Consider the following 24742-nt stretch of genomic DNA (forward strand, 5'->3'; position numbering starts at 1 on the left):
TGCGGCGCCTACCCGCCCAGCGCCGCCAGGACGACCTCCTTGGCCTCCTCCTGTACCTGGCGCAGATGGTCCGGGCCGTTGAAGGATTCGGCGTAGACCTTGTAGACGTCCTCCGTGCCCGAAGGGCGGGCCGCGAACCAGGCGTTGGCGGTGGCGACCTTGATGCCGCCGATGGCGGCGCCGTTGCCGGGGGCCTCGGTCAGGACCGTGGTGACCGGTTCCCCGGCGAGGGTGTCGGCGGTGACCTGCTCGGGGGACAACTTGGCCAGCAGAGCCTTCTCCTCGCGGGAGGCCGGGGCGTCGATGCGGGCGTAGGCGGGGTCGCCGAAGCGGGCGGTGAGGGCCGCGTAGTGCTCCGACGGCGTCCTGTCGGTGACGGCGGTGATCTCGGAGGCGAGCAGGGCGAGGATGATGCCGTCCTTGTCGGTGGTCCACACCGAGCCGTCCCGGCGCAGGAAGGACGCGCCCGCCGACTCCTCGCCGCCGAAGCCGAGCGTGCCGCCGACCAGTCCGTCGACGAACCACTTGAATCCGACGGGGACTTCGACGAGGGGGCGGCCGAGGTCCGCGGCGACCCGGTCGATCATCCCCGACGACACGAGGGTCTTGCCGATGCCGGCCCGCGCGGGCCACTGCTCCCGGTGGGAGAAGAGGTAGTTGATGGCGACGGCGAGGTAGTGGTTGGGGTTCATGAGGCCGGCGTCCGGGGTGACGATGCCGTGGCGGTCGGCGTCGGCGTCGTTGCCGGTGGCGATGCGGAAGCGGTCGCGCTGCTCGATGAGCGAGGCCATCGCGTACGGCGACGAGCAGTCCATCCGGATCTTGCCGTCCCAGTCGAGCGTCATGAACCGCCAGGTGGGGTCGGCGAGCGGGTTGACCACCGTCAGGTCGATGCCGTGCTGCTCGGCGATACGGCCCCAGTAGGCGACCGAGGCGCCGCCGAGCGGGTCGGCGCCGATGCGTACGCCGGCCGCCCGGATCGCGTCCAGGTCGACGACGTTCGGCAGGTCGGCGACGTAGCTGCCGAGGAAGTCGTAGCGGCCGGTGCCGGGTGCGGTCAGCGCGCGGGTGTACGGGATGCGCCGTACGTCCTTCAGGCCGCCGGCGATGATCTCGTTGGCCCGGTCCTGGATCCAGGAGGTCGCCTCGGAACCGGCCGGGCCGCCGCTCGGCGGGTTGTACTTGAAGCCGCCGTCGGCGGGCGGGTTGTGCGAGGGGGTGACCACGACGCCGTCGGCGAGGCCGGAGGTGCGGGAGCGGTTGTGGGTGAGGATGGCGTGCGAGACCGCCGGGGTGGGGGTGTAGCCGTCGGTGTTGTCGATGAGCACGGTGACGTCGTTGGCCGCGAACACCTCCAGCGCCGTGACCCGGGCGGGCTCGGACAGGGCGTGGGTGTCGGCGCCGAGGAAGAGGGGGCCGTCGGTGCCCTGTGCGGCGCGGTACTCGCAGATGGCCTGGCTGGTGGCGGCGATGTGGTCCTCGTTGAACGCGGTGGCGAGGGAGGAGCCGCGGTGTCCGGAGGTGCCGAACGCCACCCGCTGCCCGGGTTCGGACGGGTCCGGGTGGAGTGCGTAGTACGCCGTGACCAGGCGGGCCACGTCGATGAGGTCCTCGGGTCCGGCGGCCTTGCCCGCTCGCTCGTGCTGCATCTGCCCGCTCCTCCGCATGGGTTGACCGTCTGTGGTGGCTGCCATTCTTCCCGTCTTCGGCAGCGGCCTGCGAACTGTGTCCGGGAAGCGGATCGTTCAGCAGGCGCGGCGCCGAAGGAGCCGGGGCAGCAGGACGGCTCCTGCCAGGAGTGCGGCGAGCGGCAGAACGACGTCCGCCCAGGGATCCCGCAGCGGCTTGTACGTGGCCGTGCCGTCCTTGATCTCGATGAAGCCGCGGGCCCGTGCCCCGGCTCCGCCGCCGCCTCCCCCGCCCTCGCCGGACTTGGCCGCGCCGATCTCGCGGCCCGCGCCGCCGCCGAATCCGAAGCCGATGTCGGCGACGGGGATGACGGTGACGCCGCCGCTGGTCACGGGTTCGCCGAAGACGGCTGTCACCGAGGCCCGTGCGCCGAGCTTGTCGGCGAGGCGCTCCAGCAGGGTGGTGGAGGCCTGGGCGGCGGTCGCTTCGGCCGGCAGGGCGGACCGGGTCGTGGTGTCGGGACTGGTCATGGGGTGCCTCCCGGGTCGGTGTGCACGGCGGTGCCGAGGATGTGGGTGGCGGCGGGCAGGGGGATACGGGTCGGGGGGAAGTCGAATCGGTCCACGGCGGTGATGGCGAAGCCGGCCGCGGCGATCAGGGCCTGGGTGTCCCGACCGGTGTGGCAGCCACCCATGAGCCGGGGCCAGACGGTGGCGTCGAGCACGCGCTGTACCCGCCGCATCCGGGGCGAGTCCGCCCGGACGTGTTCGAAGAACCGCAGTTGCCCGCCCGGCCGCAGCACCCGGTGGAGTTCGGCGAGCGCCGCCTGCGGGTCGGCCACGGAGCACAGGGTCATGCACACCACGGCCGCGTCGAAGGAGGCGTCGGGGTGGGCAAGGTGCTCGGCCCGGCCCTCGTCCACCTCCACGGGTACGGGGGCGGTGCGAGCCTGCCGCCGGGCCAGGTCCCGCAGGTTGGGCTCGGGTTCGACGGCGACGAGGCGCTTCACCTCGGGTGGGTAGTGCGGGAAGTTCAGGCCGTTGCCCGCGCCGATCTCGACGACGTCACCGGTCAGCCCGGTCAGCAGGCGTCTGCGGTGGTCGGCGATGCCCGCCTTCTCCAGGGCCGGGCCGGCGACTTTCGTGTAGTAGCGGGCGAAGAGCGGGTGCGGCTGGGTCGGCTGCGCCATGGCGACCGTCTCCTCTGCGGCAGCGTCCTGAGAGCTACCCTAGTACGTGGAGGTACTACATAGTGAAGTCACTTCACAATATGCCGGAGCAATACGTTCCGACCAGGCACGCAGTGGACCGGCTCTTCGAACTGGCCGAGGTACTGGGCGCGATGATGCAGCGCGGGCTGGCCGAGCGCGGTCTGACCACGGCCCGCGCGGGCGTGTTGTGGGCCCTGCTGCACGACGGCCCGATGACGCAGCGGACACTGGCCGCCCGGCTGGGAGTCACCCCGCGCAATGTCACCGGCCTCCTGGACGCACTCCAGGAGGCCGGCTTGGTGGTGCGTGGGGCCCACCCCACCGACCGGCGCGCCACGTTGGTCTCCCTCACGGACGAAGGACGCGGGGTCACCGTCGAACTGCGCGGCGGGCGGGACGAGTTGGCCGCCGCACTGTTCGCGGACCTGCCCGCCGACCGGCTAGACGCCTTCACCGCCACCCTGGCGCAGGTGACAGAGCGGCTCAGGGGCGCCGAGGAGTAGTCACCGGCTGCTGGCGCTGGCCGCGATGGCGGGCAGTACGGCCAGGGAAAGGATGCCGCCGGTGAGGGCCAGGACCGGGTAACCGGCCGCGGACACGACCAGTCCGGAGGCCAGGCCCCCGGTGGCACCGGCGATGGCGATGGAGACGTCGACCAGGCCCTGGGTCTTGGCGCGGGTCGCCAGCGGCACGGCGTCGGTGATCATCGCGGTGCCGGAGACGAGGCCGAGGTTCCAGCCGAGGCCCAGGAGGGCGAGCGCGAGGGCCAGCAGGCCGACGGAGTCGCCGGGCGCGGCGGCGGCGAGGATTCCGGCGGCAAGCAGGGTGATGCCGGAGGCGGCGGCGACGGGGAGGCGGCCGTAGCGGTCGACGAGCCAGCCGGTCAGGGGCGAGGGCAGGTACATCGCACCGACGTGGATGGCGATGACGAGGCCGGAGGCGGCCACGCCGTGACCGTGGTCGTGCATGTGGACGGGCGTCATCGTCATGATCGCGACCATGACGAGCTGGGTGAGGATCATGGTCAGGGCACCCGTCATCAGCCCCGGGCCTCGCTTCTGCGCCGAGGCCGGATCGGCGACGTCGCCCGTCGCTCTGCTCGCGCGGTCGAGACTGCGGGCGAGCAGCAGGGGGTCGGGGCGCAGCCAGATGGCCAGGACGAGGGCGGCCAGCGCGTAGGCGGCTCCGGCGAGCAGGAACGGCCCGGCCAGGGCCGGAATCCCGAGCGCCTCGGCGACGCTGCCGGTGGGCGCGGCGAGGTTGGGCCCGACGACGCCGCCGAGGGTGGTGGCGACCAGGACGGTGGACACGGCACGGGCGCGGTGGGCGGGCGCGGCGAGGTCGGCTCCGGCGTACCGGGCCTGGAGGTTGGTGGCGGTTCCGGCGCCGTAGACGAACAGGGCGAGGAACAGCAGGACGGGGCTGTCGGCGACCGCGGCCGCGATGACACCGGCGCTGCCGACGGCGCCGGTGAGGTAACCGGCGGCCAGGCCGGGGCGGCGCCCGCGGGCCTGGGAGATCCGGCCGACGGCGACGGCGGCGAGGGCGGAACCGGCGGTGAACAGGGCGCTGGGCAGGCCCGCGAGGTCGGTGGAGCCGAGCATGTCCTGCGCGAGCAGCGCTCCGACGGTGATACCGGCCGCGAGGCCGGCGCCGCTGAGGACCTGGCCGGTGACCAGCACCGCCAGGGTGCGGCGCTGCGCCTCGGGGTGCGGTGATATGCCGGTGCCGGCGTCCGGTACGGCGCGTGTCACGTGATGTGCCCTTCGGTGGTGGTGGAGTTCACGGATCCGGTCAGTGCCGTTGCTGCCCTTTCGATGTCGGCCTCGGTGGTCCAGCGCCCCAGGGACAGCCGTACGGCCGCCAGGGCGCGGTCGGCGTCCAGGCCCATGGCGGACAGTACGGGTGACGGGGTGTGGGTGCCGCTGTGGCAGGCCGATCCGGTGGAGGCGGCGACCGAGGGGGCGGCGGCGAGGAGTTGGTGGCCGATGGTGCCGTCGATGCTGATGTTGAGCGTGTTCGGCAGGCGGGGCGGTGGCCGGCGGGGCCGTTGAGACGGACGCGGTCGGGCAGGGCGTGGGCCAGGCGGCGGTGGAGGGCGTCGCGCAGGTTCGCGATCCGCTCGGGGCTGCCGTCGGCGAGTTCCTCAGCGGCCAGGTGGGCGGCGGCGCCGAGGGCGACGGCCAGGGCGACGTTCTCGGTGCCGGCGCGCAGGCCGCGTTCCTGGCCGCCGCCGTGGACGACCGGCTCCAACTCCACGCCCTCGCGCACGAACAGAGCGGCGATGCCCTTGGGGGCGTACATCTTGTGCCCGACGACGGTGAGCAGGTCCACGCCCCACTCGGTGACGTCGAGGGGGATCTTCCCGGCGGCCTGGGCGGCGTCGCAGTGGAAGAGTGCGCCGCATTCCCGTGCCAGGGCCGCGAGTTCGGCGATCGGCTGTAGGGCGCCGGTCTCGTTGTTGGCGGCCATGACCGACACGAGCACGGTGTCGTCGGTGCGGGCCTCCGCCAGTGCGGCGGGGTCGACCAGGCCCTCGGCGTCGACCGGCAGCACCGTCAACTGCGCGCCGTGCAGGCGCTCCAGGGCGCGGCAGGTCTCCAGCACGGCCGGATGCTCGGTGGCCTGGGTGATCAGATGCGGGCGCGGGTGCCCGGAGGCGAGCACCGCGCCGCGCAGGGCGAGCAGGTTCGCCTCGGAGCCCGAGGCCGTGAACACCACTTCCGCCGGGCGGGCCCCGATCAGGTCGGCCACCTGGGTACGGGCCGTGGCGAGCGCCGCGCGGGGGACGTCGGCGTAGGGATGACTGCTGGAGGGGTTGCCGAAGAAGGTGGTGAGGCACGGCAGCAGCGCTTCCACGACGCGCGGGTCGACGGGGGTGGTGGCGTTGTGGTCGAGGTAGACCGGCCCGTCGGCCAGCCCCGGAGGCACGGGGGCGGTCACGCTCGCTCCCCGGCGTCGACGGGCATGTCGGCCAGGCGCCATTCGAGCATGCCGTCGTTGAGGCGGACCGCGCGTCGGCCCCGGCCGGTCAGGAGGCGTACGGCGTCGTAGGCGAGGACGCAGTATTCGCCGCGGCAGTAGACGACGACCTCGGATTCCTCGGGGAGTTCGTCGATGCGCTCGGTCAGTTCGTCGACCGGGATGGAGACGGCGCCGGGAATGTGTCCGGCCAGGTACTCCTCCACCGGGCGCACGTCCAGTACGACCACTCCCCCGGCCGCGACCCGGTCGTGCAGCTCCTCGCGGGTGACCTCGACGGCGTCGTCGTCACCGAGGTAGGCGTCGCGGGCGGCGGGCACGGCGGCCTGGTGGTGCTCGGCGACCTTGCGCAGCAGGGCGAACAGCTGGGCCACGTCGTCACCGGCGAGCCGGTAGTGGATACGCACCCCCTCCCGGCGGGTCGCGACGAACCCGGCCTGCTTGAGCGTCTGCAGATGTGCCGAGGCGGTGGTCAGGTTCAGCCCCGCCGCCTTCGCGAGGGCGTCGACGGTCCGCTCGCCCTGCGCCAGCAGATCCAGCAGCTCCAGGCGCTTTCCGCTGGCCAGCGCCTTGCCGCTGGCGGCGAAAGCGTCGTAGAGCTGCGCCTTCGAGCGGGGGGTCGAAGTCTCCGGCATGACATCCTCCATAAATCCATGGAATATTGTAGATGAAGGCAAGAGCTGTGACCACTCGCCGTGCCCTGGAGGTTGCCGTGGGCTTCGACCATCTGATTCCACTGATCGACGAAGGGCTGGGCAACAGCGCCTATCTCGTCGACCTGGGCGACGGGCGCGCCCTGGCCGTCGACGCGAGCCGCGACCTGCGCTCTCTGCACGCGGCCGCCCAGCGGCGGGGGCTGAGAGTCGCGTACGCCGCCGACACCCATCTGCACGCCGACTTCCTCTCCGGCGCCGTCCAGCTCGGTCACGAGCACGGGGCCACGGTGCTGGCCTCCGCCGCCGGCCGGCGCGAGTTCGCGCACCAGGGCCTGAAGGAGGGCGACGAGGTGGACCTCGGCGGGCTGACACTGCGCGCGCTGGCCACCCCCGGCCACACCGACGAGCACCTGTCCTTCCTGCTTCTCGACGGCGGGCGCGAGCTCGGGGTGTTCACGGGCGGCTCGCTGATCGTGAACTCGGCCGCCCGCACCGACCTCCTCGGATCCGACCGAACCGACGAACTCGCCCGCGCCCAGTACCACTCCCTCAGGCGCCTGACCCGACTGCCGGACGAGACGGCGGTGTGGCCGACGCACGGCGCGGGCTCGTTCTGCTCGGCCCCGCCCGGCAGCGAGCGCACCACCACCATCGGGGCGGAAAAGCGGTCCAACCCGCTGCTCGCCGCCCCCGACGAGGACACCTTCGTACGCCACCTGCTCGCAAGCCTCGGCACCTACCCCGCCTACTTCGCCCGCCTCGCCGAGGCCAACCGGCGCGGCCCCGCCGCCCTCACGGCGGAGCCGACGCTGCCCGCACTCGACACCGGACAGGTCCGCGCCCTGCTCGCCGACGGCGGTTACGTCGTCGACGTCCGACCGGCGGCCGACTACGCCGCCGGCCACATTCCCGGATCGCTCTCCATCCCGCTGCGCGACAAGTTCGCCACCTGGCTGGGCTGGCTCCTGCCCGACCAGACCCCCCTCGCCTTCGTCACCGGCGCGAACCAGGACCTGAGCGAGATCGTCTGGCAGGCGTACAAGATCGGCTACGAGCGTCTGGCCGGGCGCCTCGGCGGAGGCATGGCCGCCTGGCAGGAGGCCGGACTACCGCAGACGAAGACCCCGTTCGTCACCGCGGACCGGGCACCGAAAACCACGTACATCGACGTCCGCCAGGCGGCCGAGTACGCCGACGGACACGTCCCCGGCGCCCTCCACCTCGAACTGGGCGCCCTCGCCGAACGGGCCGCCGACGCACCCGACGGAGCGGTCGTCGCCTGCGCACACGGCGAACGCGCCATGACCGCCGCCAGCATCCTGGAACGCGCGGGCCGCACGGGCCTGACCGTCCTCAACGGCAGCCCCCGCGGATACGCCGCCGCACACGGCCTCGGTCTCACCGAGGGCGAGGCCCGGTGAGCAGCACCCTCGACACCGGCGTCCGGCTCGGACTGCGGGAGAACTGGCCGCAGTTCACGCTGCTCGTCGTCGTCAACATATGCGTCGGCGGCCTGGTCGGCCTGGAACGCACCACCGTGCCACTCATCGGCACGGACGTGTTCGGCCTGACCAGCGACCTGGCCGTCTTCTCGTTCATCATCGCCTTCGGCCTCACCAAGGCCCTCACCAACCTGGCCGCCGGGGCACTCACGGCCCGCTTCCGCCGCAAGCAACTCCTCGTGACCGGCTGGCTCATCGGCATCCCCGTACCGTTCGCCCTCGCGTGGGCGCCGTCCTGGGGCTGGATCGTCGCCGCGAACGTGCTGCTCGGCCTCAACCAGGGCCTGACCTGGTCGATGACGGTCAACATGAAGATCGACCTGGTGGGTCCGGCGCGCCGGGGACTGGCAACGGGGCTGAACGAGGCGGCGGGTTACACCGCCGTAGGCGCCACGGCGCTCCTCACCGGCTACCTCGCCACGGCCTACGGCCTGCGCCCGGCCCCCGAACTCATCGGTGTCGTCTTCGTCGCGGCAGGCCTCGCGCTCTCCCTCGTCGTCCGCGACACGGCAGCCCATGTGGCGCTGGAACTGTCCCAGCACGCAGGCCCTCCATCAACGACCGCCTCGGACACCGGACTTGCCGCCACCTTCGCGAGAACGTCCTGGCGCAACCGCTCCCTGCGCGGAGCCAGCCAGGCAGGCCTGGTCAACAACCTCAACGACGGCCTGACTTGGGGCGTCTTCCCGCTCCTCTTCACTCACCACGGCCTCGGCCTCGCCGCGGTCGGCCTCATCAAGGGCCTCTACCCCATCCTCTGGGGCATCGGCCAGATCCCCACCGGCCACCTCGCCGACCGCCTCGGCCGCAAGCCCCTCATCGTCACCGGCATGCTCGTCCAGGCCACCGGCTTCTTCCTCGCCCTCGCGCTCCTCGACCGACCGCTGCTCGCCGGCGTCACCTCCGCGGTCGCGCTAGGCATCGGCACGGCGATGGTGTACCCGGCACTGATCGCCTCGGTCTCCGACCACGCCCACCCCGGGTGGCGGGCGAACGCCCTGGGGACGTACCGGTTCTGGCGTGACATCGGGTATGCGGTGGGGGCGCTGGTGGCGGGTGTGCTTGCGGATACGGTGGGACTGAATGCGACCGTTGTCGCGGCGGCTGTACTCACGGCCGGGTCCGGGGTTCTTGCGGCTTGGTGGATCACGGAGGCGCGGGCGCCGCGCTCCTGAAGCGTTGGCGGGCGGGGGGCGTGCGTCGAGGCCGGGGTGACTGCGGCGGGGCGGTGGGCGATGCCGTGCCGGTGCCGACAACACAGTGACCGCCGCCGTCAGAAGGACGGACCGGCCTTGTCGGCGATGTCCGACCACGCGATCCCGAAGAGCAGTGCAGCGATCCCGGCAAGCACCACACTCAGGGCAAGCGCGTAGAAGAGAACAACCCTGGAAAGATCCTTGTGCTCGGCTGCCGTTAGCCGACGACCTCGAAGAGCACGGCGGTGACCAGCCGCAGCAGAGCGTCATCGTTGGGGAAGACCTGGACGACGTCGGTCCGGCGCTTGATCTCCCGGTTGATTCGCTCCAGCGGGTTCGTGGACTGGATCTTCTTCCAGTGCCGGGGCGGGAAGTCCGCGAACGCGGTCAGGTCCTCCTTCGCCTCCAGGAGCATGGACCTGACCTTGGGGGAACTGGCTGCCGAGCATGTCGGCGACGGTGTCCAGCAGGGTGCGCACGAGGCCGGCGGTGGGCTGGGCAAAGATGGTGCGGATGGCCGCGGCGACCATCTCGCCGGACTCCTTGTCGATCACGCTGAAGACGTTGCGCAGGAAATGGACACGACACGCTGCCAGGCGGCGCCGAGCATGACCTTGTGGACCGCGGCGACCAGGCCGGAGTGCTGGTCGGTGATGACCAGGCGGACCCCGGACAGGCCGCGTTCACGCAGCGAGCGCAGGAATTCTTTCCAGAACGCCTCGCTCTCGTTGTCGCCGACCTCCCCCAGTCTCGACTTCGCTCGACCGGGGGACCCCATGGCCCAGGGCCTCGCGGCTGCCGTCCTCGGTGATGCCGGTGGCGACCACCACGGCCTGCGAGACGATCTGGTGGTTCACCCGTGCCTTGCAGTAGGTCGCGTCGTGGCGGAACAGCACAAGCTACCGCTCCGCCGGGCGAAGGCGCATCTTCGGGATACCCGGTTTACTAGCAGGCGCCATTTTACATGCCGATTTGCCAGGTCTAGCGTGAAAGTAAAGGTGGCTTAGCCGCCACCTCCTCCTTCAGGAAGGGAGCAGCCATGTCGTGGACGATATCCGGCAACTATGTCGCGGGTTGCTCGTGCGCCGTGCTGTGCAGTTGCGCGTTCGACGGCCAGCCGCGGGACGCCAAAGGCGCGACCGAATGCCTGGGAACCGCCGTCTTCCATGTGGCCAACGGGAACCTGGACGACGTGGACCTGTCCGGCGTGGACTTTGCGTTCTACAACCACTTCCCCTCCAACCTGACCTCCGGCAACTGGAAGGTCGGGCTCGTGGTGGACACCGCGGCGAGTGTCGAGCAGGCGAACGCCTTGGAACGCATCCTGGCCGGCCGCGAAGGCGGTCCGTTCGGCGACCTCTCGCAGTTCTACGGTGAGTACCTGGGCATGGAGCGTGCCAAGGTCTCCGTCACGGACGGGGAGAAGCCCGGCTGCACGGTCGAGGGCAGGACGGAGCTGTCGTACGCACCACTCATCGGCCCCGACGGCAGTGCCACGAAGGTCAAGAACGCTCTGTTCGGATTCGCGCCCGAGTTCGAGGTCGGTACGACCTCCGGGCACTCCGATGCTTTCGGGCTGAGCTACGAGGCGTCGTACGGCGAGACGGCCGACTACGTCTTCAGCAGTGAGGCGCCCGAGGGAGCCAGCCGAGGACGTGCCTGAGCGAGACTGTGCATGACGCCGGTGAGCCGCCGCGACTGCTGACGACGGTGTTCTCCGCACCCTCGTTGTCGAGATGTGTGCCGATCGCCATCCTGGTCGGCACCCTACTTTCGCTGGTCAACCAGGGCGCCGTCATCGCGGCCGGGGAGGCCACCGCCGCGGTGTGGTGGCCCGTGCTGTTCAACTACGTGGTGCCGTTCTGCGTGTCGAGTGCGGGCTTCTTCAGCTGCCGCCGGGCGGCATGGCGCACGCGGAGCAGATGAGTCGGATCAGGTGCGTTGAGCTGGACGGCGTAAGTCACATGCCGTCCATGGACGGCATCGAGTCCTGCAACCCCGGCAACAACCAGTCCTGGAACGGCGCGAGCACGGCCAGGACCAGGAACATGACGCCCACGACCAGGGCGAGCAGCGGACCCCGGGACCACAGCTTCTCTACGAAGATCACCACGGCCAGTCCGGCCATCGCCGCAACGTTCATCACGCCGAGCGGGACCAGGACGACCATCAGCCCTGCGCAGCAGCCGACGCAGTAGGCGCCATGGTGGACGCCCACCCGCAGGTCACGGGCCGGTGGCCGGTAGCCGGCGTAATGCATCAGGTGACTCATGGGGTCGCGGCAGTGTCGCAGGCATACGTACTTCAGCGGTCCCAGCTGATACAGGCCCGCGAGCAGGAACGCGGAGAAGCCGATCCAGCGCCCCGCGGTCGGGTGGTCAGCCACCAGGTCACCGGTGAAGGCCAGGGCCGCGTAGGCGAGCGCCCCGAAGGCGGTCCATACCGCCAGATACCCGCCCACGAACTCGGCCGTACGCCCGACCCGGGTCCAGCCGGAGGACTGCCGGCCGATCCCCCGAACCCATGTGATGGCCACCGGTGCCATCGACGGCAGCATCATTGCCGCCATCATCGTCATCCAGAGCAGCAGGAACAGGGGCAGCGCCATCCCCATCGTGCCGGGCTCGACCCCCATGTCCCGGGCCTGGCCGATCGCCAGCACCCACGCGGGTACGGCGATCAGGACGACGAGGAACCAGGCGACCGCAAGATCCTTCTTCGGCAGCAACCCACCGCCGACTCCGGTCGGCGCAGGTGACCGGGCGGGTGCGAAGACGACGGAGGTCCGGATGTGACGCATCGACGTGTCCTCCTGTGGACACTTCCAGGAGACCACGCCTCCGCCTGCGGTGCGACCGCATCCCGGCAGTCCTCATCGGCGAGTGGATCAACTTCGTTGGGGGCGGGCGGAACCGCACCCATTCATTTCAAGTCGCGGATGGTGGGCTCGAATTGCCGATCCATGTCCCACAAGGGTTCCCACGTGACGTGAGCTACGTGGCCGTATGCCTGATTGTGGAACGCTTGGTAGCGCCCAAAAGCCTCGGGATCCTCCACTTCGATCAGTACGTATCCGCCCCATCCAGTGCCATACGTCTGGCGGTGCGTCACGCCGCTGTCGACGCCGCCCCAGTTTCCCGTCTGGGCGAACGCTTTGAAGCCGTCGCCCCATGCTTCATCGAGTGCAGGCTTGGTGACGCCGTCGCGATACACGAAACGTTGAAGATACTTTTGACCCATGGGTCTCCTCCTGCTCCCTATGCGGGCAGCCCTGCGTTGCCCTGCTTGATCGCAAGATAGAGGCCATCTGTCCAGATTCCATGTATGTCATCTGATTGATGGCGTGTCATTCCCTTGCTGATGGAATGCGCCGCTGACTTCCTGCCAGCCCGGGGAGGTGTCGGTTTGAACCTTCCGGTTCAACGTGATGACGTCACCGAACCAAATGCATCGAGGTCGCACGCGTCGACGGCCGGCGCTGGGTCTCTTCGCGGTGAGCCTCGCCGAGTGTGACTGACTGTCGTCGGCTGAGGCTGAGACGCTGCGAGGAACAGGCTCCGAGGCGAAGAGGCCGTGCCATTCGCGTGCCAGATCGTGCGGGGAACCACGGGGTACAGCGGAGACTGGCCACGGATGCTTCCAAAGATCCAACGGCACTACGCCACAGGTCAGTGTGCTAACAGACGCCACAAGACCCATGCTTCCCAAGCTTCTAGCGCGGGTTCGATTCCCGTCATCCGCTCTTGAACGAAGCCCCAGTTCAGAGACCTGGGGCTTCGTCGTTGTCTAGATCTCTCAAACGATGAGGCCGCGTGGATCTTCCGCGGCTGCGCCTACTCGCTCGCTGTGGGAGCCAGCTCTGCAACGAGGCGTGCGGTCATCGGTGTCTCGATCCTGTGAGTGGCCGCGGCCCGCAGGACGGCGCCGCCGATGGCGTCGAGTTCGATCGGGTGGCCGTGCTCCGCGTCGCGCTGCATCGATGACTTCATCGTCTCGGGGGCCTGGTCGAAGAAGGAGAGCACGTCCTCGGCGGTCACCGGTGCGCCCGCTGCGCGAGCCACGGCGGTGATTTCGTCGAGGACGGCGAGCAGTTCCGACCGCCGCCCGTCGCGGATGACGCCCACAGCGGCCTGGTGGCGCGTGGTCAGCAGGGCGAGCGGGGCGAGGAAGGAGAGTCTGTCCCAGAACATCGCGCTCTCGTCGGTGAGCAGGGTCACGTCGAGGCCGGCGTTACGTAGGCCGTTTGCGAGGGCGTCGAGCGGGGCGGCCAGTTCGAGGGCGGCGAAAGGGCTGGTGTGCGCTATGCGTCCGGGCGCCGTGCGGTGGCCTCGACCCTGATGGTTCCGGTCACAACCTGGCAGGCCGGATATCGTCGGCGCATTGCTGCAACGTGGTCGAGTCCGTTGAGCAGCGGTACGACGACGCCGTCGCCGAGGAGCTGCGCGGCACACGGTCGAGGGCGGCGGGCAGGGCGGTCTGTTTGACGGTCACGAGCGTGACGTCGACCGGTTCGCGCAGCAAAGTGTCGGGCCTCGACCGGAGTGGTGAAGTCGCCGTACCGCGCACTCCGGGCGCACAGAACCGTCACGGCGCAGCACAGCGGCGGTCTCCTCTCCGGCGAGGCCGATGACGCGGTGTCCTTAGCCGGCCAACAGCGTGCCGATCAGGTCGCCGACTCCGCCGGGTCCGAGGATGGCCACCGTCATGGAGGTGCTGGTCATGTGAAGCTCCTGTTCGTGGCCAGGCGGTCGCGCCAGGCCGGGACCAGGGCGGTGAGCATCAGCGCGGCGGTGAGGGTGAAGGCCCAGGGGTAGCCGGTCCGGGCGGCGAGGATGCCGAAGCCGACGGCCCCGACGGCCATGCCCGCGTCGTAGGCGACGTTCCACAGAGCGCTGACGGTGCCGTAGCCGGACTCGGGGACACGCGCGTACATCAGCGACAGCGTCGCGTTCTGGGTGGCTCCGAATCCGACCCCGAACAGGGCGACGCCCACGACGACGGCGACCGGGCTATGGGTCAGAGCGGTCAGCAGTGTCCCTGCGGCCGAGACGACGAGGCCGGGCACGACGAGTGAGGCCGGTCCGTGCCGGTCACCGTGCCGGCCCGCGACCCAGCGGGCCACGGTCGCTGCCGCGGACTGGACGAACAGGGCCACGGCGACAACTCCGGTGGAAGCCGACGGGACGGCGAGGGGCAGGAAGGTGACGATGATTCCGGCGGCGAGCGCGGTGGCCGAGAAGACGACGACGGGCCGCAGCAGAGCGGCCGTCCGGAACCCGGCCAGCACCCCGATCGACTGCTCGGAGGCCGACTCACGGTCCGGCACTCCCAGCACCGAGACGATGGCGGCCAGCGCGGCCACCGCGCCGGCGAAGCACACCGGTCCGTACCCGGCGTGCGCTGCCCACCACACCCCCAGCGGCAGGGCGGCCAGCGACGGAACCCCGGACACGATGCCGACCAGCGCCAGCCCTTCACCACGGCGCTCGGGCGGGATCAACGACGCCGTCAGAGCACCACCCGCGACGACCGTGACCCCGAAGCCCAGACCGCGCACGACACAGACCGCCGTGATCCACACCGTGCTCCCGGACACGGTCAGTACCAGCGCGGGCGCACCGAGCAGGACCAACCCCACCACCAACGGCGGGCGGTACCCGAAGCGGGCCACGAACCGGGGAGCGGCCAGCCCGCCTCCGACCGTCGCGAGCATCAGCGCGCCCGAGGCCAGTCCCGCGGCGTGACCGCCTCCGTACGCCTCGGCGTAGAGGGGAACGACGGAGAGCAGGAGGTAGAAGCTCGTCGAGGCACCGACAATCGAGACGAAGCGCAGCAGCAGGGGCCGCGTCACCAGCGCCGGCCGTGAACCGGCTTCCTCGGCTTGAGAGTTGATCATCCTGGTCACACGACGAAGCTAGGGGCCGGGCGGATCGCCAGTAAGATCCAATTCCATGCCTCTGGAGTGGTCCGGTCTGTCACCCGAACTGTTGCTGGTCATCGACCGGGACAGCGGCGAGCCGCTGCGATCCCAGCTGGAACTGCGGCTGCGGGACGCGATCCGGACCGGGCGGCTGCAGATCGGCGAGCGGCTGCCGTCCTCCCGTGAACTCGCCCGGATGCTCGGGGTTTCGCGCGGCCTCGTGCAGGAGTGCTACGCCCAGCTCCAGGCCGAGGGGTACCTCGTGACACGCGTCGGCTCGGCCACGCGGGTCGCCGCCGGAGCGGGCGTACCGTCGGCGCCCACGTCACCGCTCCCGCCGCCGTCACCCCTGGTCGCCGACTTCAGATACGGCGTCCCCGACCTGAGCAGCTTCCCGCTCGCCGACTGGCTGTGGGCCACGCGCGAAGCGGCACGCACCATGCCGACGGCGGCGCTCGACTACGGCGCCCCGCGCGGAAGTGCGGCACTGCGCGAGGTCATGGCCGGATATCTGCGGCGGGTGCGCGCCGCCGCGGCAGATCCGGAACGGATCGTGATCTGCTCCGGCTACGCGCAGGGCCTCGCTCTCGCCCTGTCCGCCCTGGCCAGGACGGGCATCCGTACGGTGGCGTACGAGGACCCCGGCTCACCGGCCACGATCTCCTCCGCCGCGGCCTCGGCGGGCATGTCGGCCACCCCCGTACCGGTCGACGAGCGCGGGATCGACGTACGGGCACTCGCCAGGACCGACGCCCGCGCCGTCGTCCTGACCCCCGCACACCAGTGGCCCACCGGCGTCGCCCTGGCGCCCGAGAGGCGGCTCGCACTGATCGAGTGGGCCAGGAGGCGGGACGCCGTCGTCATCGAGGACGACTACGACGCCGAGTTCCGGTACGACCGGGAGCCGGTGGGCGCGCTGCAGGGACTGGCCGCGGACCGCGTGATCTCCATCGGCACCGTCAGCAAGTCCCTCGCGCCCGCGCTGCGCATCGGGTGGATGCTCTGCCCGCCCGCGCTCACCGAACTGATCGTCGAGCACAAGCAGTTGAACGACCGCGGGTCCCCCACGCTCGATCAGCTCGCCCTCGCGCGACTGATCGAGTCAGGACGCTTCGACCGGCACCTGCGCCGGATGCGGACGACCTACGCGGCACGTCGTACCGCCCTTATGGCAGCGCTCGCCGAACACGCCCCTGCCGTCGCGGTGACCGGTCTTGCGGCAGGGTTCCACGCGGTTGCACACCTCGACGGACCGGCAGGCGAGACGGAACTCGTCTCCGCCGCCCGCGCCCGCTCCGTCGGCCTCTACGGAATGAGCACCTGCCGCTCCTCTCGTGCAACGGAACCGGTGCAGCTGATCCTCGGGTTCGGCAACGTCGGCGAACGTGCCGTCACGGCAGGCATCACGGCGGTCGGCGGCCTGCTCAGGGGCCGATAGCCCGCGTCACGTGTCGGTTCCCCGCCTTACGGTACGTGGATGCTCGACGTACTCAAGGAAGTCACCCGCTCCGCTGCCCGGTTCACCGCAGCCCTCGACACACTGACCGACGAGGGGACGCGTGCGCCCTCGGCCTTGGCAGGCTGGAGCCGCGGCCACGTCATCAGCCACGTCGCTCACGGCGTCGGCGCCTACCGGCGGCTGCTCGCCACGGCCCGCACCGGCATCGAACCCACCCCGAGGACGGATGCCAAGACGTTCGCCCGGGCCGTCCAGGAAGGCGCCGACCGTCCCGCGGCCGAGCTCGCCACGGACCTGCGCAGCCGCCTTGCCCGCCTGACCGAAGACGCCACATCGATGCCCGTGGAACGCTGGGGCTCCCTGGTCACGGCACTCGCGGGCTGGCAGCACCCGGCCTGGTACACCCTCCACCGCTGCTGGCGCGAGCTCGAAACGCACCACGTCGACCTGAACGTCGGCTACCGCACGGCCGACTGGCCCGGCACGTACGTGACCTGGGCCCTCGACGACACCCTCACGGCGCTCGCCGCACGCGGCTTCCCGGTCGCCCGGGTCGACGCCCTGGACCTCGGCCGGTCCTGGACCCTGTCCCCGAGCGGCCCCGACATCGCCGGCTCCGGCCACGCCCTCCTCGGCTGGCTCAGCGGCCGCGCGCCCGCCTCCCCGCTCACGTCCGACCGCCCCCTGCCGGTCCCGCCCAACTGGCCTCTGCCACCTGCCCCAGGCACCTGGCCGGCCGTGCCATAACGTGCCGGCAGAGGCGGCGAACAGCGCTCGACAAGGGGCGGACGGAGCAGCCGGAACGGGGCCCGCTCCCGACGTTCGCGCAGGTCAGATACCCGGGGCTTTGCTGTTCTCCAGACTTCTCAGGGGCTAGCGTGCCCTCCTTTCGGGTGGCGCCGCTCTGCTTTCGTTCAGCCCGTGGCGCAGGAGTCGCTGATAGAGGGGACCGGAGCACAACACGACAGGTGAGGCCACGAGAGCATGAGTGATCCGGTCGGGCCGCAGGCCGCCCCGCTCGACGCGTCCGTCGACGCGCTGTCCGACGTACTCGACATGATCCACCTGCGCGGCGAGGCACTGACCTCGGTCCGGGCGGGCGGCGGGACCGAGGTCCGGCACGCGCCGGGAGAGCGGGCGCTGCACCTCGTCGAGGAGGGGCCGGTCGAGCTCGTCGTCGACGAGGGGACGCAACTGCGGCTCGGGCGGGGGGACATGGCGTTGCTGGCGACCGGCGCCCCGCACTGGCTGAGGGCGGTGGAGGGGGACGCCTCCTGGATGAGCGGCCGCTTCCTCGTCGAGGAGAGCGCGGCCTCCCCGCTCCTCGCGTCGCTGCCCGAGGTCATCGTGCTGCGCGGCTCCGAACCCGGTCTGGAGCGGCTGCCGCTCAGCGCCGGGCTGCTGGCGGCCGAGATCGCCGACCCGAGCGCCGAGTCGCGGGCCATGGCGTCCAGGCTCCTTGACCTGCTGTTCATCAAGGCACTGCGGGCCTGGTCCGACGCCGACGGGGCCGGCGGCAGCCCGGGTTGGCTGACCGCGGCGCTCGACCGGTCCCTCGGGCCCGCCCTTTGGGCCATCCACCGCCATCCCGAGCAGCCCTGGACGGTGGAGGAGCTGGCCGGCCTCGCCTCGCTGTCCCGGGCCGCGTTCGCGGCGCGCTTCACCCGGCTGGCCGGAGATCCGCCCGCCCGCTACCTGGCCCGGCTGCGCCTGGCACGTGCGGCCGACCGGATCGCCACCACCACGGAGCCCGTGGGAGCGATCGGCAAGGCCCTGGGATACGAGTCCGAGGCGGCGTTCTCCCGGGCCTTCACCCGCGAGTACGGCACCGCCCCCCGCGACTGGCGCGCCACCCGAAGAGCGCCGGAATAGGTCCGGCCTGGCGTTTGGGCAAAGAAAGGAAGCGAGACGATCATTCCGCTCCGCTGACCGCCAAAATACGGTTTTCCGTGTCGGCGAAAGGCCGGCGAGCCGCGACGCCGGATCGCGCGGCGGGAAGACGAGCCGGCAGGCAGCGGGTCCAGCCCCTCGGCCGGAGAGATCAGGGTGAGACTCATGGAACGAGAAGCGGCCACGGACACCGTCGTCCTCATCCACGGCCTCTGGATGACCCCCCTGTCGTGGGAGCACTGGGTCACCCGCTACGAACAGCGCGGGCTCAAGGTGATCACCCCCGGCTACCCCGGCATCCAGCCCGGCACCGCCGGAGTCCAGGCCCTGCGCGACGACCCCTCTCCGCTGGCCGGCCTGGGCGTGACCGAGGTCTTCGACCACCTGAAGCACGTCATCGCCGGGCTCGACACGAAGCCGATCATCATGGGGCACTCGTTCGGCGGTGCCTTCGTCCAGCTCCTCCTCGACGCCGGGTACGGCTCGGCCGGCGTGTCCATCGACGGCGCGGCCGTGAAGGGAATCAAGTCCCTCCCGTTCAGCGAGATCAAGGCGACCTTCCCCGTCCTGAAGAACCCGGCCAACAAGAGCCGCGCGGTGCCGATCACCGAGAAGGAATTCCACTACGCCTTCACCAACAACCTCACCGACGAAGAATCGAAGGCCGTCTACAACCGCTATTCCGTCCCCGTCTCGGGCCGCATCCTCTTCCAGGGCGGCTTCGCGAACTTCACCCGAGCGCGACGACGACCTACGACTTCGCCAACGACGACCGCGCCCCGCTGCTGTTCATCTCCGGCGGCAACGACAACATCCTGCCGCCCTCCGTGCAGCGCGAGAACTACGAGAAGAACGCCAAGCGCTCGAAGGCGATCACCGCCTACAAGCTCTTCGACGGCCGCAGCCACTACACCTGCGGCGAGCCCGGCTGGGAAGCCGTCGCCGACCTCGCCCTCGACTGGGCCCTCTCCCCCAACCCCGGAGACCTCGACCAGCGCTGACCCCTGCCCTGCCGTGGTCGGCGAGCAGGAGCCTGATAGCGAGCCTCGCTGGGCGCTTACTGGCCCCTGATCGAACTCCTAAGACATCGTCTCTTTTGGTGTTTGCGGTCGTTGAACGGTTCATGGCGGATCTGGTTGAGCGGCTGGTGCCGGACGAACTTGTGGGGACTGTTCCGGCGGGTGGTGCCTCCGGTCGAGGTCATACGCCCGCAGGGCGGGGGTCGTCGGCGGGCGGGCGATCGCGAGGTGCTGGCGGCGATCATCTTTGTGGCCACGTCGGGCTGCACCTGGCGGCAGCTTCCCCCGGTCTTCGGGCCTTGCTGGCAGACGGTCTACCGGCGGTTCGCCCAGTGGAGCCGGCAGCGGGTCTGGGCCCGTCTTCACCGCGTCATCCTCGACGAACTCGGCGCTCGTGGTGAGCTGGATTGGTCGCGATGCGCGATCGATTCGGCCAGTGTCCGGGCGGCAAAAGGGGGCCGCTGACCGGACCGAACCCGACCGACCGCGGCAAGAGTGGATCAAAGATTCACCTGATCACGGACCGGAACGGACTGCCGCTGTCACTGGGCATCTCCGGTGCCAACATGCACGACAGCCTCGGCCTGCAGCCGCTCGTGCGTGGTATCCCGCCCGTTCGCTCCCGCTGCGGGCCGCGACGCCGACGCCCGGCCAAGCTCCACGCGGACAAAGGCTACGACTACGACCACCTGCGGCGATGGCTCCGCAAACGAGGGATCCGGCACCGCATCGCCCGCAGGGGCATCGATTCTTCGCAGCGTCTGGGCCGACACCGCTGGGTCGTCGAACGGACAGTCTCCCGGCTAGCCGGATGCCGACGCCTGCACCGCTGCTACGAACGCAAGGCCGAACACTTCCTCGCCTTCGTCGCCATAGCTGCGGCCCTCATCGGATACCGCCGACTGGCCGACGTCTAAGAAGAACGTGATCAAGGAAGCTGGATTGTCGTACACGCGGATCCATGCACCGCCCGGGCCTCACATTCGTCGGCACCGCTGGCGTTGATCGCGTTGATTTCGAGGCCCCAGGCGTCTCGTTCTGCGGAGATCGGGATGCTTACGTGCTGTTCGATCCTGCCCTTGTCGTCGGGCCTCAGGCTGCTGGAGTAGGGCTCTTGGTCTTCGGCATTGAGGGATTCCCCGTCAGCGTCCACGGCGACGACATAGACGCCGATACTCGCCCACGCATCAACGCCGTCTGCCCGTACGTCGAATTTAAGCCTGAGGCTCGACCTCGGTCCGTCGAGTTCGACGTTGCTAATCGTCGGTCGGCCGTTCCCGCCGGCCGCCTTGGCCGCGCCGACGACCGCCACGCTCAGGGCGACCATGTAGAGAACCACTCCGACCACCAGCACGACGGTCTCCCACAGGTTGCCCCTCTTGGTCGGGTGGATGAGCAGTGCCACGATGCTGCAGACGATCGCCAGGATGGCGCAGAGTGAGGCCACGTAGATGGGCCAGGACTCGTTGTTGAGTGCCACGAAGACGAGATCGCTCGTCAGCCCGAGCGCGGTCATGATTCCGGCCACCGTGACCAGGGCACCGGCGAGGATTTTGGCTACGTCGTCCAGGCGCTTCCCGACGCTGGCCTGGATCTCGTCGAGCTTTTGAGCGGGTTCGTACCCGCCATCCGTCTGCTTCACCTGTTCATGCTGCTGGAGGCGGGTCCGCATACGAAGGCATCCGCGCCCACCATTGCCCCAAGTGGAGGGTGGGCGAGGGAAAATTGCGATCTGTTTCGCCGCTCAGCTTGGACCACCCCTGTTCGGCTCAATTGGCTAACGGCTGAAGGCCCGGCCACCAACAGAAACAGCGTCTAAAGAGGGCGTACGCGAGCGTGCAAGGCGTCCCGGGCGTGTGGAGACGCCGTGTCATCATCGGGCGATGCTGACTGAGGAGGAAGCGCGCCGACTGGTGCTAGCCGCGATCAACGACTTACGAGGCAACGTCGGGTACGACCTCCAGATCTTGCACGTAGAAGCCTTGTCATTTGGGTGGATCCTCTACTGGGGAGCAGTCTGCGATGACCAGAGCGGCCGGCGTCCTCGACTGGGAGGCAACGGCCCTTTCCTGGTGGATCGCGAGAACGAGCGGTTGATCCGAACTGCCACCTGCCTTCCCGTAGCCCGTCAAGTCGCTGACTACGAACGCCGACTACGGCGCGAAGCTCATGCCCAGAACGCGGCAGCGAAACGAGCTGCACAGCAGCCGTGAGTGTCGTTGCTTCGGGACGATGAGGTCCGTGGGTGACTGCTGCTGCAGGGGCAGCTGGAGCCGCTCCTGAATGATGCGGCCGTCCTCGCGGAGGAACTCGTGGGCGCCGCGGAGCCTGGTCCGCAACCGCTCCTGCGTGGCGCGGCTGTCGAGGCGTACGTCGAGGGCCCCGGGCAGGTTGGTATCGGCTCGTCGCCCGGCTGGCACTTACGCACCGTCAAGCCCTTGATGCCGGGCGATGAGCACACCGAGGTCATAACGGCTCAGGGCATCCGGCCCAGCGAGGTGGAACACCCCGGCCGCCTCCGACAACGCGAGCTCCCACAAAGGCGGCGGCCAGGTCTTCGGCATGGACCGGGCAACGGATGTCGTCGGTGAACAGAACCCCGTCGCGGGTGCCGGCCACCAGGGCATGCACCGTGCGCTCGTGCCCGGACTGGCCATGGCCGAGGATCAGCGAGGTGCGCAGGAGGGTAAATCGCTGGATCTTGCGGCGCCGACGACCTGAGCACGAGCCTGCTCGTGCTCGACGCGGAAGTCTGTACCACGGTGGGTACATCTTCGGGCGGCCTGACTGCCAGCGTCACAGCGCTTCCCATGAAGGACCGTGCTGGCCTGAACGGTCAGATCTTTTATGATCTTGTGGGATCGATGGGAGAGGCAGATGAGTCGCCGCAGAGGGACCCGTAAGGTCGCCGCAGTCGTGACTGCGACTGTGCGTGAGTGGAGCGACGAGGAGGGTTGGGGTGTGCTCGACTCGCCCGAGACTCCCGGAGGGTGCTTCGGCCACTACGCCGACATTCAGGCGCCCGGCTTTCGAACGCTGTCAGCAGGGCAACAGGTCGATCTCACCTGGGAAGCACCCGGCTTCAAGCAGGACGGGTACGACTACCGGGCGGTTCGCATCGTTCCCCGCCCATCCGACATCCACACCTGACATCAACGGCCGCGAATGCTGCCACACCGAAGCGACCACAGCCGGACCAACGACAAGCCGTGCCACGCCCTTTCAGCACCCCACATGACGCGGTGATCGAACTCCTAAAGCAGTGCTCTGAAAAGGCATTCGGGCCTCGACTCGGCTGCTGCGGTGGCTGTCATCATCATGGGATGGCAGACGGGCAGCTACCGGCGGGGTGGACTCTGGAGGAGATCCGCGAGGTCTCCGGCGATCAGGAGTCTGTGGCTCTCGACACCGATCGCGTCGTGACGTGGGTGGGCCGGCCGGGGGAAGACGAACGCCTCCACCCGGAAATCATCTTGGGATTCCATGGGCTGTGCCTGGTGAAGCCCGTCAGCGATGATGACTGGTACATGGGCAGTCTGAACGACGATGGCAGCGTCGACTGCTGGAGCGCTTACGGCGACCTGTACGAGGCGCTGCGTGGTCTGTAGCCCCGTTGGCCTCGCTCCAGGTCAACACAGCGAGGCCCGTCTCAGTATTCCGGGGGCCTGACGGCTCCACCCGGTGGGCGTGAAAATCGGTGGGTGGCCGTCCGGCGGACGTCGAGGAAACTTGGTGCGATCCGGAGCCCGTGTCTCAGTAGGACGCTGGGGGTCCACCGCCAGGCACCCGGATGTGTTGCCCCGAGCACGTGAATCAGCTTCTTCAGCCTGCCGGACCCCCGCCGGCCGGTCACGCGCCCGCAGCCGTGAATGCAAAGGGGGGTGCCGGGGATGGATGTGATCCACAAACGCTGTGCGGGGATCGACATCAGCAAGGTGGACGTGAAGGTGACGATCCGCGTGCCCGGTGCGGGCAAGCGGCGCCGCAAGGAGACCCGGACCTTCTCGTCCATGACGCCCGGGCTGCTGGCGATGCGGGACTGGCTGCTCGCCGAAGGCGTCACCGTAGTCGGCATGGAGGCCACCGGCGCCTACTGGAAACCCGTGTTCTACCTGCTCGAACACGACATGGAGTGCTGGCTGCTCAACGCCCGGCACATGAAGGCGGTGCCCGGCCCCAAGACCGATGTGAAGGACTCCGAGTGGATCGCCCGGCTGGTCGAACACGGCCTGGTGCGACCCTCGTTCGTGCCCCCTCAGCCGATCCGGCAGCTGCGGGACCTGACCCGCTACCGCACCGAGGTCATCCGCGAACGCACCCGCGAGGCACAGCGCCTGGAGAAGCTGCTGGAGGACGCCGGGATCAAACTGTCCGCGGTGGTCTCCGACCTCCTCGGCGTCTCCGGCCGGGCCATGCTGAGCGCCCTCATCGTCGGCACCCGCGACCCGCACGTGCTGGCCGACCTGGCCAAGGGCTCCATGCGACGCAAGACCGACACCCTCATCGAGGCCCTGACCGGCCACTTCACCGACCACCACGCGTTCCTGACGCGCGCGATGCTGGACCGCATCGACGCCTGCACCGCCATGGAGAAGCGGCTCGACAAGCGGGTCGCCGCACAGATCGCGCCCTTTCGCCGCCGCATCGACCTGCTCGTGACGATTCCCGGCGTCAGCACCCGCGTCACCGAGGTGATCCTCGCGGAGATCGGAGACGACATCGCCCGCTTCCCGACGCCCGCCGACCTGGCCTCGTGGGCCGGCGTCTGCCCCGGCAACAACGAGTCCGGGGGCAGAAAGGGCCCCGGCCCAACCCGTCACGGTGACCCGTGGCTCAAGGCAGCCCTCGGCCAGGCCGCCGTATCCGCCTCACGCACCAGGGACACCTACCTCGCCGCCCGCTACCGTCGCATCGCCTCCCGCCGCGGCAAGAAGAGAGCACTGGTCGCCCTCCAGCACTCGATCCTCATCTCCGTCTGGCACATGTTCACCCGCGACGCGGACTACGCCGACCTCGGCGGCCGCTACTTCATCGAACGCACCGGCCGGGCCCGGCAGACACGACGCCTGGTCAGCCAGCTCAACCAACTCGGATACCACGTGACCCTTCAGGCAGAAGGAGTCATCTGACCAGCGGCCACGGACGCCCGGACGGTGGATTTTCGAATCAGTTTCCGTCTCATTGGGCTCCGTTCACGGTCGTTCAGACGAGACCGAGGCGTTGGCCGCTCCCGCGACCGGCCGAGCATGAACGCAGGTGAACGGCCCTGTACGCACCCC

General features: G+C 69.8%; 23 protein-coding genes and 3 pseudogenes. 13 read left to right on the forward strand and 13 right to left on the reverse strand.

Translation table 11 applies throughout. The features are described 5' to 3' along the window. Positions 1-8: 8 nt before the first annotated feature. From pgm to AB0Q90_RS01005, 3 genes are all read right to left on the reverse strand, one after another. Positions 9-1649 carry a phosphoglucomutase (alpha-D-glucose-1,6-bisphosphate-dependent) gene (pgm, locus tag AB0Q90_RS00995; protein ID WP_363162915.1) on the reverse strand — a complete coding sequence of 547 codons (1641 nt, stop codon included), beginning with the start codon at positions 1647-1649 and terminating at the stop codon, positions 9-11. Positions 1650-1745: 96 nt separating this feature from the next. Then, complete coding sequence (locus tag AB0Q90_RS01000) at positions 1746-2159, reverse strand: spore germination protein GerW family protein (protein ID WP_363162916.1); 414 nt, start codon at positions 2157-2159, stop codon at positions 1746-1748. Further along, positions 2156-2818 (reverse strand): class I SAM-dependent methyltransferase, encoded by a 663-nt coding sequence (locus AB0Q90_RS01005; RefSeq protein ID WP_363162917.1) that lies wholly within the window; start codon positions 2816-2818, stop codon positions 2156-2158. The genes AB0Q90_RS01000 and AB0Q90_RS01005 overlap by 4 nt, the downstream gene beginning before the upstream one ends. A gap of 80 nt (positions 2819-2898) precedes the next feature. On the opposite strand from AB0Q90_RS01005, the gene AB0Q90_RS01010 reads away from it, so the two are divergent. Further along, positions 2899-3342 carry a MarR family transcriptional regulator gene (locus tag AB0Q90_RS01010; protein ID WP_363162918.1) on the forward strand — a complete coding sequence of 148 codons (444 nt, stop codon included), beginning with the start codon at positions 2899-2901 and terminating at the stop codon, positions 3340-3342. On the opposite strand, the gene AB0Q90_RS01015 is transcribed toward AB0Q90_RS01010, so the two are convergent. Genes AB0Q90_RS01015 through AB0Q90_RS01025 form a run of 3 tightly spaced genes read right to left on the reverse strand, consistent with a single transcriptional unit; the run spans position 3343 to position 6456 of the window. Continuing rightward, positions 3343-4593 (reverse strand): MFS transporter, encoded by a 1251-nt coding sequence (locus AB0Q90_RS01015; RefSeq protein WP_363162919.1) that lies wholly within the window; start codon positions 4591-4593, stop codon positions 3343-3345. Positions 4594-4633: 40 nt separating this feature from the next. Further along, positions 4634-5782 carry a cysteine desulfurase family protein gene (locus tag AB0Q90_RS01020; RefSeq protein WP_363162920.1) on the reverse strand — a complete coding sequence of 383 codons (1149 nt, stop codon included), beginning with the start codon at positions 5780-5782 and terminating at the stop codon, positions 4634-4636. Further along, positions 5779-6456 carry a metalloregulator ArsR/SmtB family transcription factor gene (locus AB0Q90_RS01025; protein ID WP_363162921.1) on the reverse strand — a complete coding sequence of 226 codons (678 nt, stop codon included), beginning with the start codon at positions 6454-6456 and terminating at the stop codon, positions 5779-5781. The genes AB0Q90_RS01020 and AB0Q90_RS01025 overlap by 4 nt, the downstream gene beginning before the upstream one ends. A gap of 47 nt (positions 6457-6503) precedes the next feature. Between AB0Q90_RS01025 and AB0Q90_RS01030 the strand changes: the two genes are divergently transcribed. Both AB0Q90_RS01030 and AB0Q90_RS01035 read left to right on the forward strand, forming a co-directional pair. Further along, on the forward strand, positions 6504-7898 hold the full coding sequence (locus AB0Q90_RS01030) for an MBL fold metallo-hydrolase (RefSeq protein WP_363162922.1): 1395 nt from the start codon (positions 6504-6506) through the stop codon (positions 7896-7898). Further along, the gene (locus tag AB0Q90_RS01035; protein ID WP_363162923.1) at positions 7895-9154 is read left to right on the forward strand and encodes an MFS transporter; all 1260 of its coding nucleotides are present in this window, start codon (positions 7895-7897) and stop codon (positions 9152-9154) included. Before AB0Q90_RS01030 ends, AB0Q90_RS01035 begins: the two co-directional genes overlap by 4 nt. A 250-nt stretch (positions 9155-9404) precedes the next feature. Here AB0Q90_RS01035 and AB0Q90_RS01040 read toward each other — a convergent pair. Continuing rightward, positions 9405-10056, reverse strand: a pseudogene (locus tag AB0Q90_RS01040) (IS256 family transposase); the annotation flags it as partial. A 158-nt stretch (positions 10057-10214) separates the two neighbouring features. Here AB0Q90_RS01040 and AB0Q90_RS01045 point away from each other — a divergent pair. Beyond that, positions 10215-10838: a DUF1326 domain-containing protein gene (locus AB0Q90_RS01045; protein WP_363162924.1), complete on the forward strand. Its 624-nt coding sequence runs from the start codon at positions 10215-10217 to the stop codon at positions 10836-10838. A gap of 77 nt (positions 10839-10915) precedes the next feature. Beyond that, positions 10916-11101: a nitrate/nitrite transporter NrtS gene (gene nrtS / locus AB0Q90_RS01050; RefSeq protein WP_363162925.1), complete on the forward strand. Its 186-nt coding sequence runs from the start codon at positions 10916-10918 to the stop codon at positions 11099-11101. 34 nt (positions 11102-11135) lie between these two features. On the opposite strand, the gene AB0Q90_RS01055 is transcribed toward nrtS, so the two are convergent. The 4 genes and pseudogenes from AB0Q90_RS01055 to AB0Q90_RS01070 all read right to left on the reverse strand — a co-directional run bounded on the left by AB0Q90_RS01055 (position 11136) and on the right by AB0Q90_RS01070 (position 15071). Beyond that, complete coding sequence (locus AB0Q90_RS01055; RefSeq protein WP_363162926.1) at positions 11136-11975, reverse strand: DUF2182 domain-containing protein; 840 nt, start codon at positions 11973-11975, stop codon at positions 11136-11138. 122 nt (positions 11976-12097) lie between these two features. Next, positions 12098-12415 carry a hypothetical protein gene (locus AB0Q90_RS01060; RefSeq protein WP_363162927.1) on the reverse strand — a complete coding sequence of 106 codons (318 nt, stop codon included), beginning with the start codon at positions 12413-12415 and terminating at the stop codon, positions 12098-12100. A 593-nt stretch (positions 12416-13008) separates the two neighbouring features. After that, positions 13009-13896: pseudogene (locus AB0Q90_RS01065) on the reverse strand (2-dehydropantoate 2-reductase). Then, positions 13893-15071 (reverse strand): MFS transporter, encoded by a 1179-nt coding sequence (locus tag AB0Q90_RS01070; RefSeq protein ID WP_363163039.1) that lies wholly within the window; start codon positions 15069-15071, stop codon positions 13893-13895. The pseudogene AB0Q90_RS01065 and the gene AB0Q90_RS01070 overlap by 4 nt, the downstream one beginning before the upstream one ends. Positions 15072-15126: 55 nt before the next feature. On the opposite strand from AB0Q90_RS01070, the gene AB0Q90_RS01075 reads away from it, so the two are divergent. The 5 genes from AB0Q90_RS01075 to AB0Q90_RS01095 all read left to right on the forward strand — a co-directional run bounded on the left by AB0Q90_RS01075 (position 15127) and on the right by AB0Q90_RS01095 (position 20380). Beyond that, the gene (locus AB0Q90_RS01075; RefSeq protein ID WP_363162928.1) at positions 15127-16533 is read left to right on the forward strand and encodes a PLP-dependent aminotransferase family protein; all 1407 of its coding nucleotides are present in this window, start codon (positions 15127-15129) and stop codon (positions 16531-16533) included. A 39-nt stretch (positions 16534-16572) separates the two neighbouring features. Then, on the forward strand, positions 16573-17301 hold the full coding sequence (locus AB0Q90_RS01080) for a maleylpyruvate isomerase family mycothiol-dependent enzyme (RefSeq protein ID WP_363162929.1): 729 nt from the start codon (positions 16573-16575) through the stop codon (positions 17299-17301). A 237-nt stretch (positions 17302-17538) separates the two neighbouring features. After that, positions 17539-18426 (forward strand): AraC family transcriptional regulator, encoded by an 888-nt coding sequence (locus tag AB0Q90_RS01085; RefSeq protein ID WP_363162930.1) that lies wholly within the window; start codon positions 17539-17541, stop codon positions 18424-18426. A gap of 183 nt (positions 18427-18609) precedes the next feature. Continuing rightward, complete coding sequence (locus AB0Q90_RS01090; RefSeq protein WP_363162931.1) at positions 18610-19515, forward strand: alpha/beta fold hydrolase; 906 nt, start codon at positions 18610-18612, stop codon at positions 19513-19515. A gap of 65 nt (positions 19516-19580) precedes the next feature. Further along, positions 19581-20380 (forward strand): IS5 family transposase gene (locus tag AB0Q90_RS01095; RefSeq protein ID WP_363163040.1). Its coding sequence is split into 2 segments (ribosomal slippage): positions 19581-19926 and positions 19926-20380, totalling 801 coding nucleotides; the frame shifts between segments, so codons are not numbered across the junction. Between the two features lie 11 nt (positions 20381-20391). Here the strand turns inward: AB0Q90_RS01095 and AB0Q90_RS01100 are convergent. Both AB0Q90_RS01100 and AB0Q90_RS01105 read right to left on the reverse strand, forming a co-directional pair. Then, entirely contained in the window at positions 20392-21105 is a 714-nt protein-coding gene (locus AB0Q90_RS01100) for a hypothetical protein (RefSeq protein WP_363162932.1), read from the reverse strand. A 661-nt stretch (positions 21106-21766) separates the two neighbouring features. Next, positions 21767-22148, reverse strand: a pseudogene (locus AB0Q90_RS01105) (sugar nucleotide-binding protein); the annotation flags it as partial. A gap of 192 nt (positions 22149-22340) precedes the next feature. Between AB0Q90_RS01105 and AB0Q90_RS01110 the strand changes: the two are divergent. From AB0Q90_RS01110 to AB0Q90_RS01120, 3 genes are all read left to right on the forward strand, one after another. Next, positions 22341-22613, forward strand: a complete 273-nt coding sequence (locus tag AB0Q90_RS01110; protein ID WP_363162933.1) for a cold shock domain-containing protein — start codon at positions 22341-22343, stop codon at positions 22611-22613. A gap of 173 nt (positions 22614-22786) precedes the next feature. Beyond that, a complete protein-coding gene (locus AB0Q90_RS01115; RefSeq protein WP_363162934.1) occupies positions 22787-23071 on the forward strand; it encodes a hypothetical protein in 285 nt (94 codons plus the stop codon). 282 nt (positions 23072-23353) lie between these two features. Further along, a complete protein-coding gene (locus tag AB0Q90_RS01120; RefSeq protein ID WP_363162935.1) occupies positions 23354-24592 on the forward strand; it encodes an IS110 family transposase in 1239 nt (412 codons plus the stop codon). Positions 24593-24742 lie beyond the last annotated feature (150 nt).

It is taken from the genome of Streptomyces sp. NPDC079141, from assembly GCF_040686775.1.
Taxonomy (GTDB): domain Bacteria; phylum Actinomycetota; class Actinomycetes; order Streptomycetales; family Streptomycetaceae; genus Streptomyces.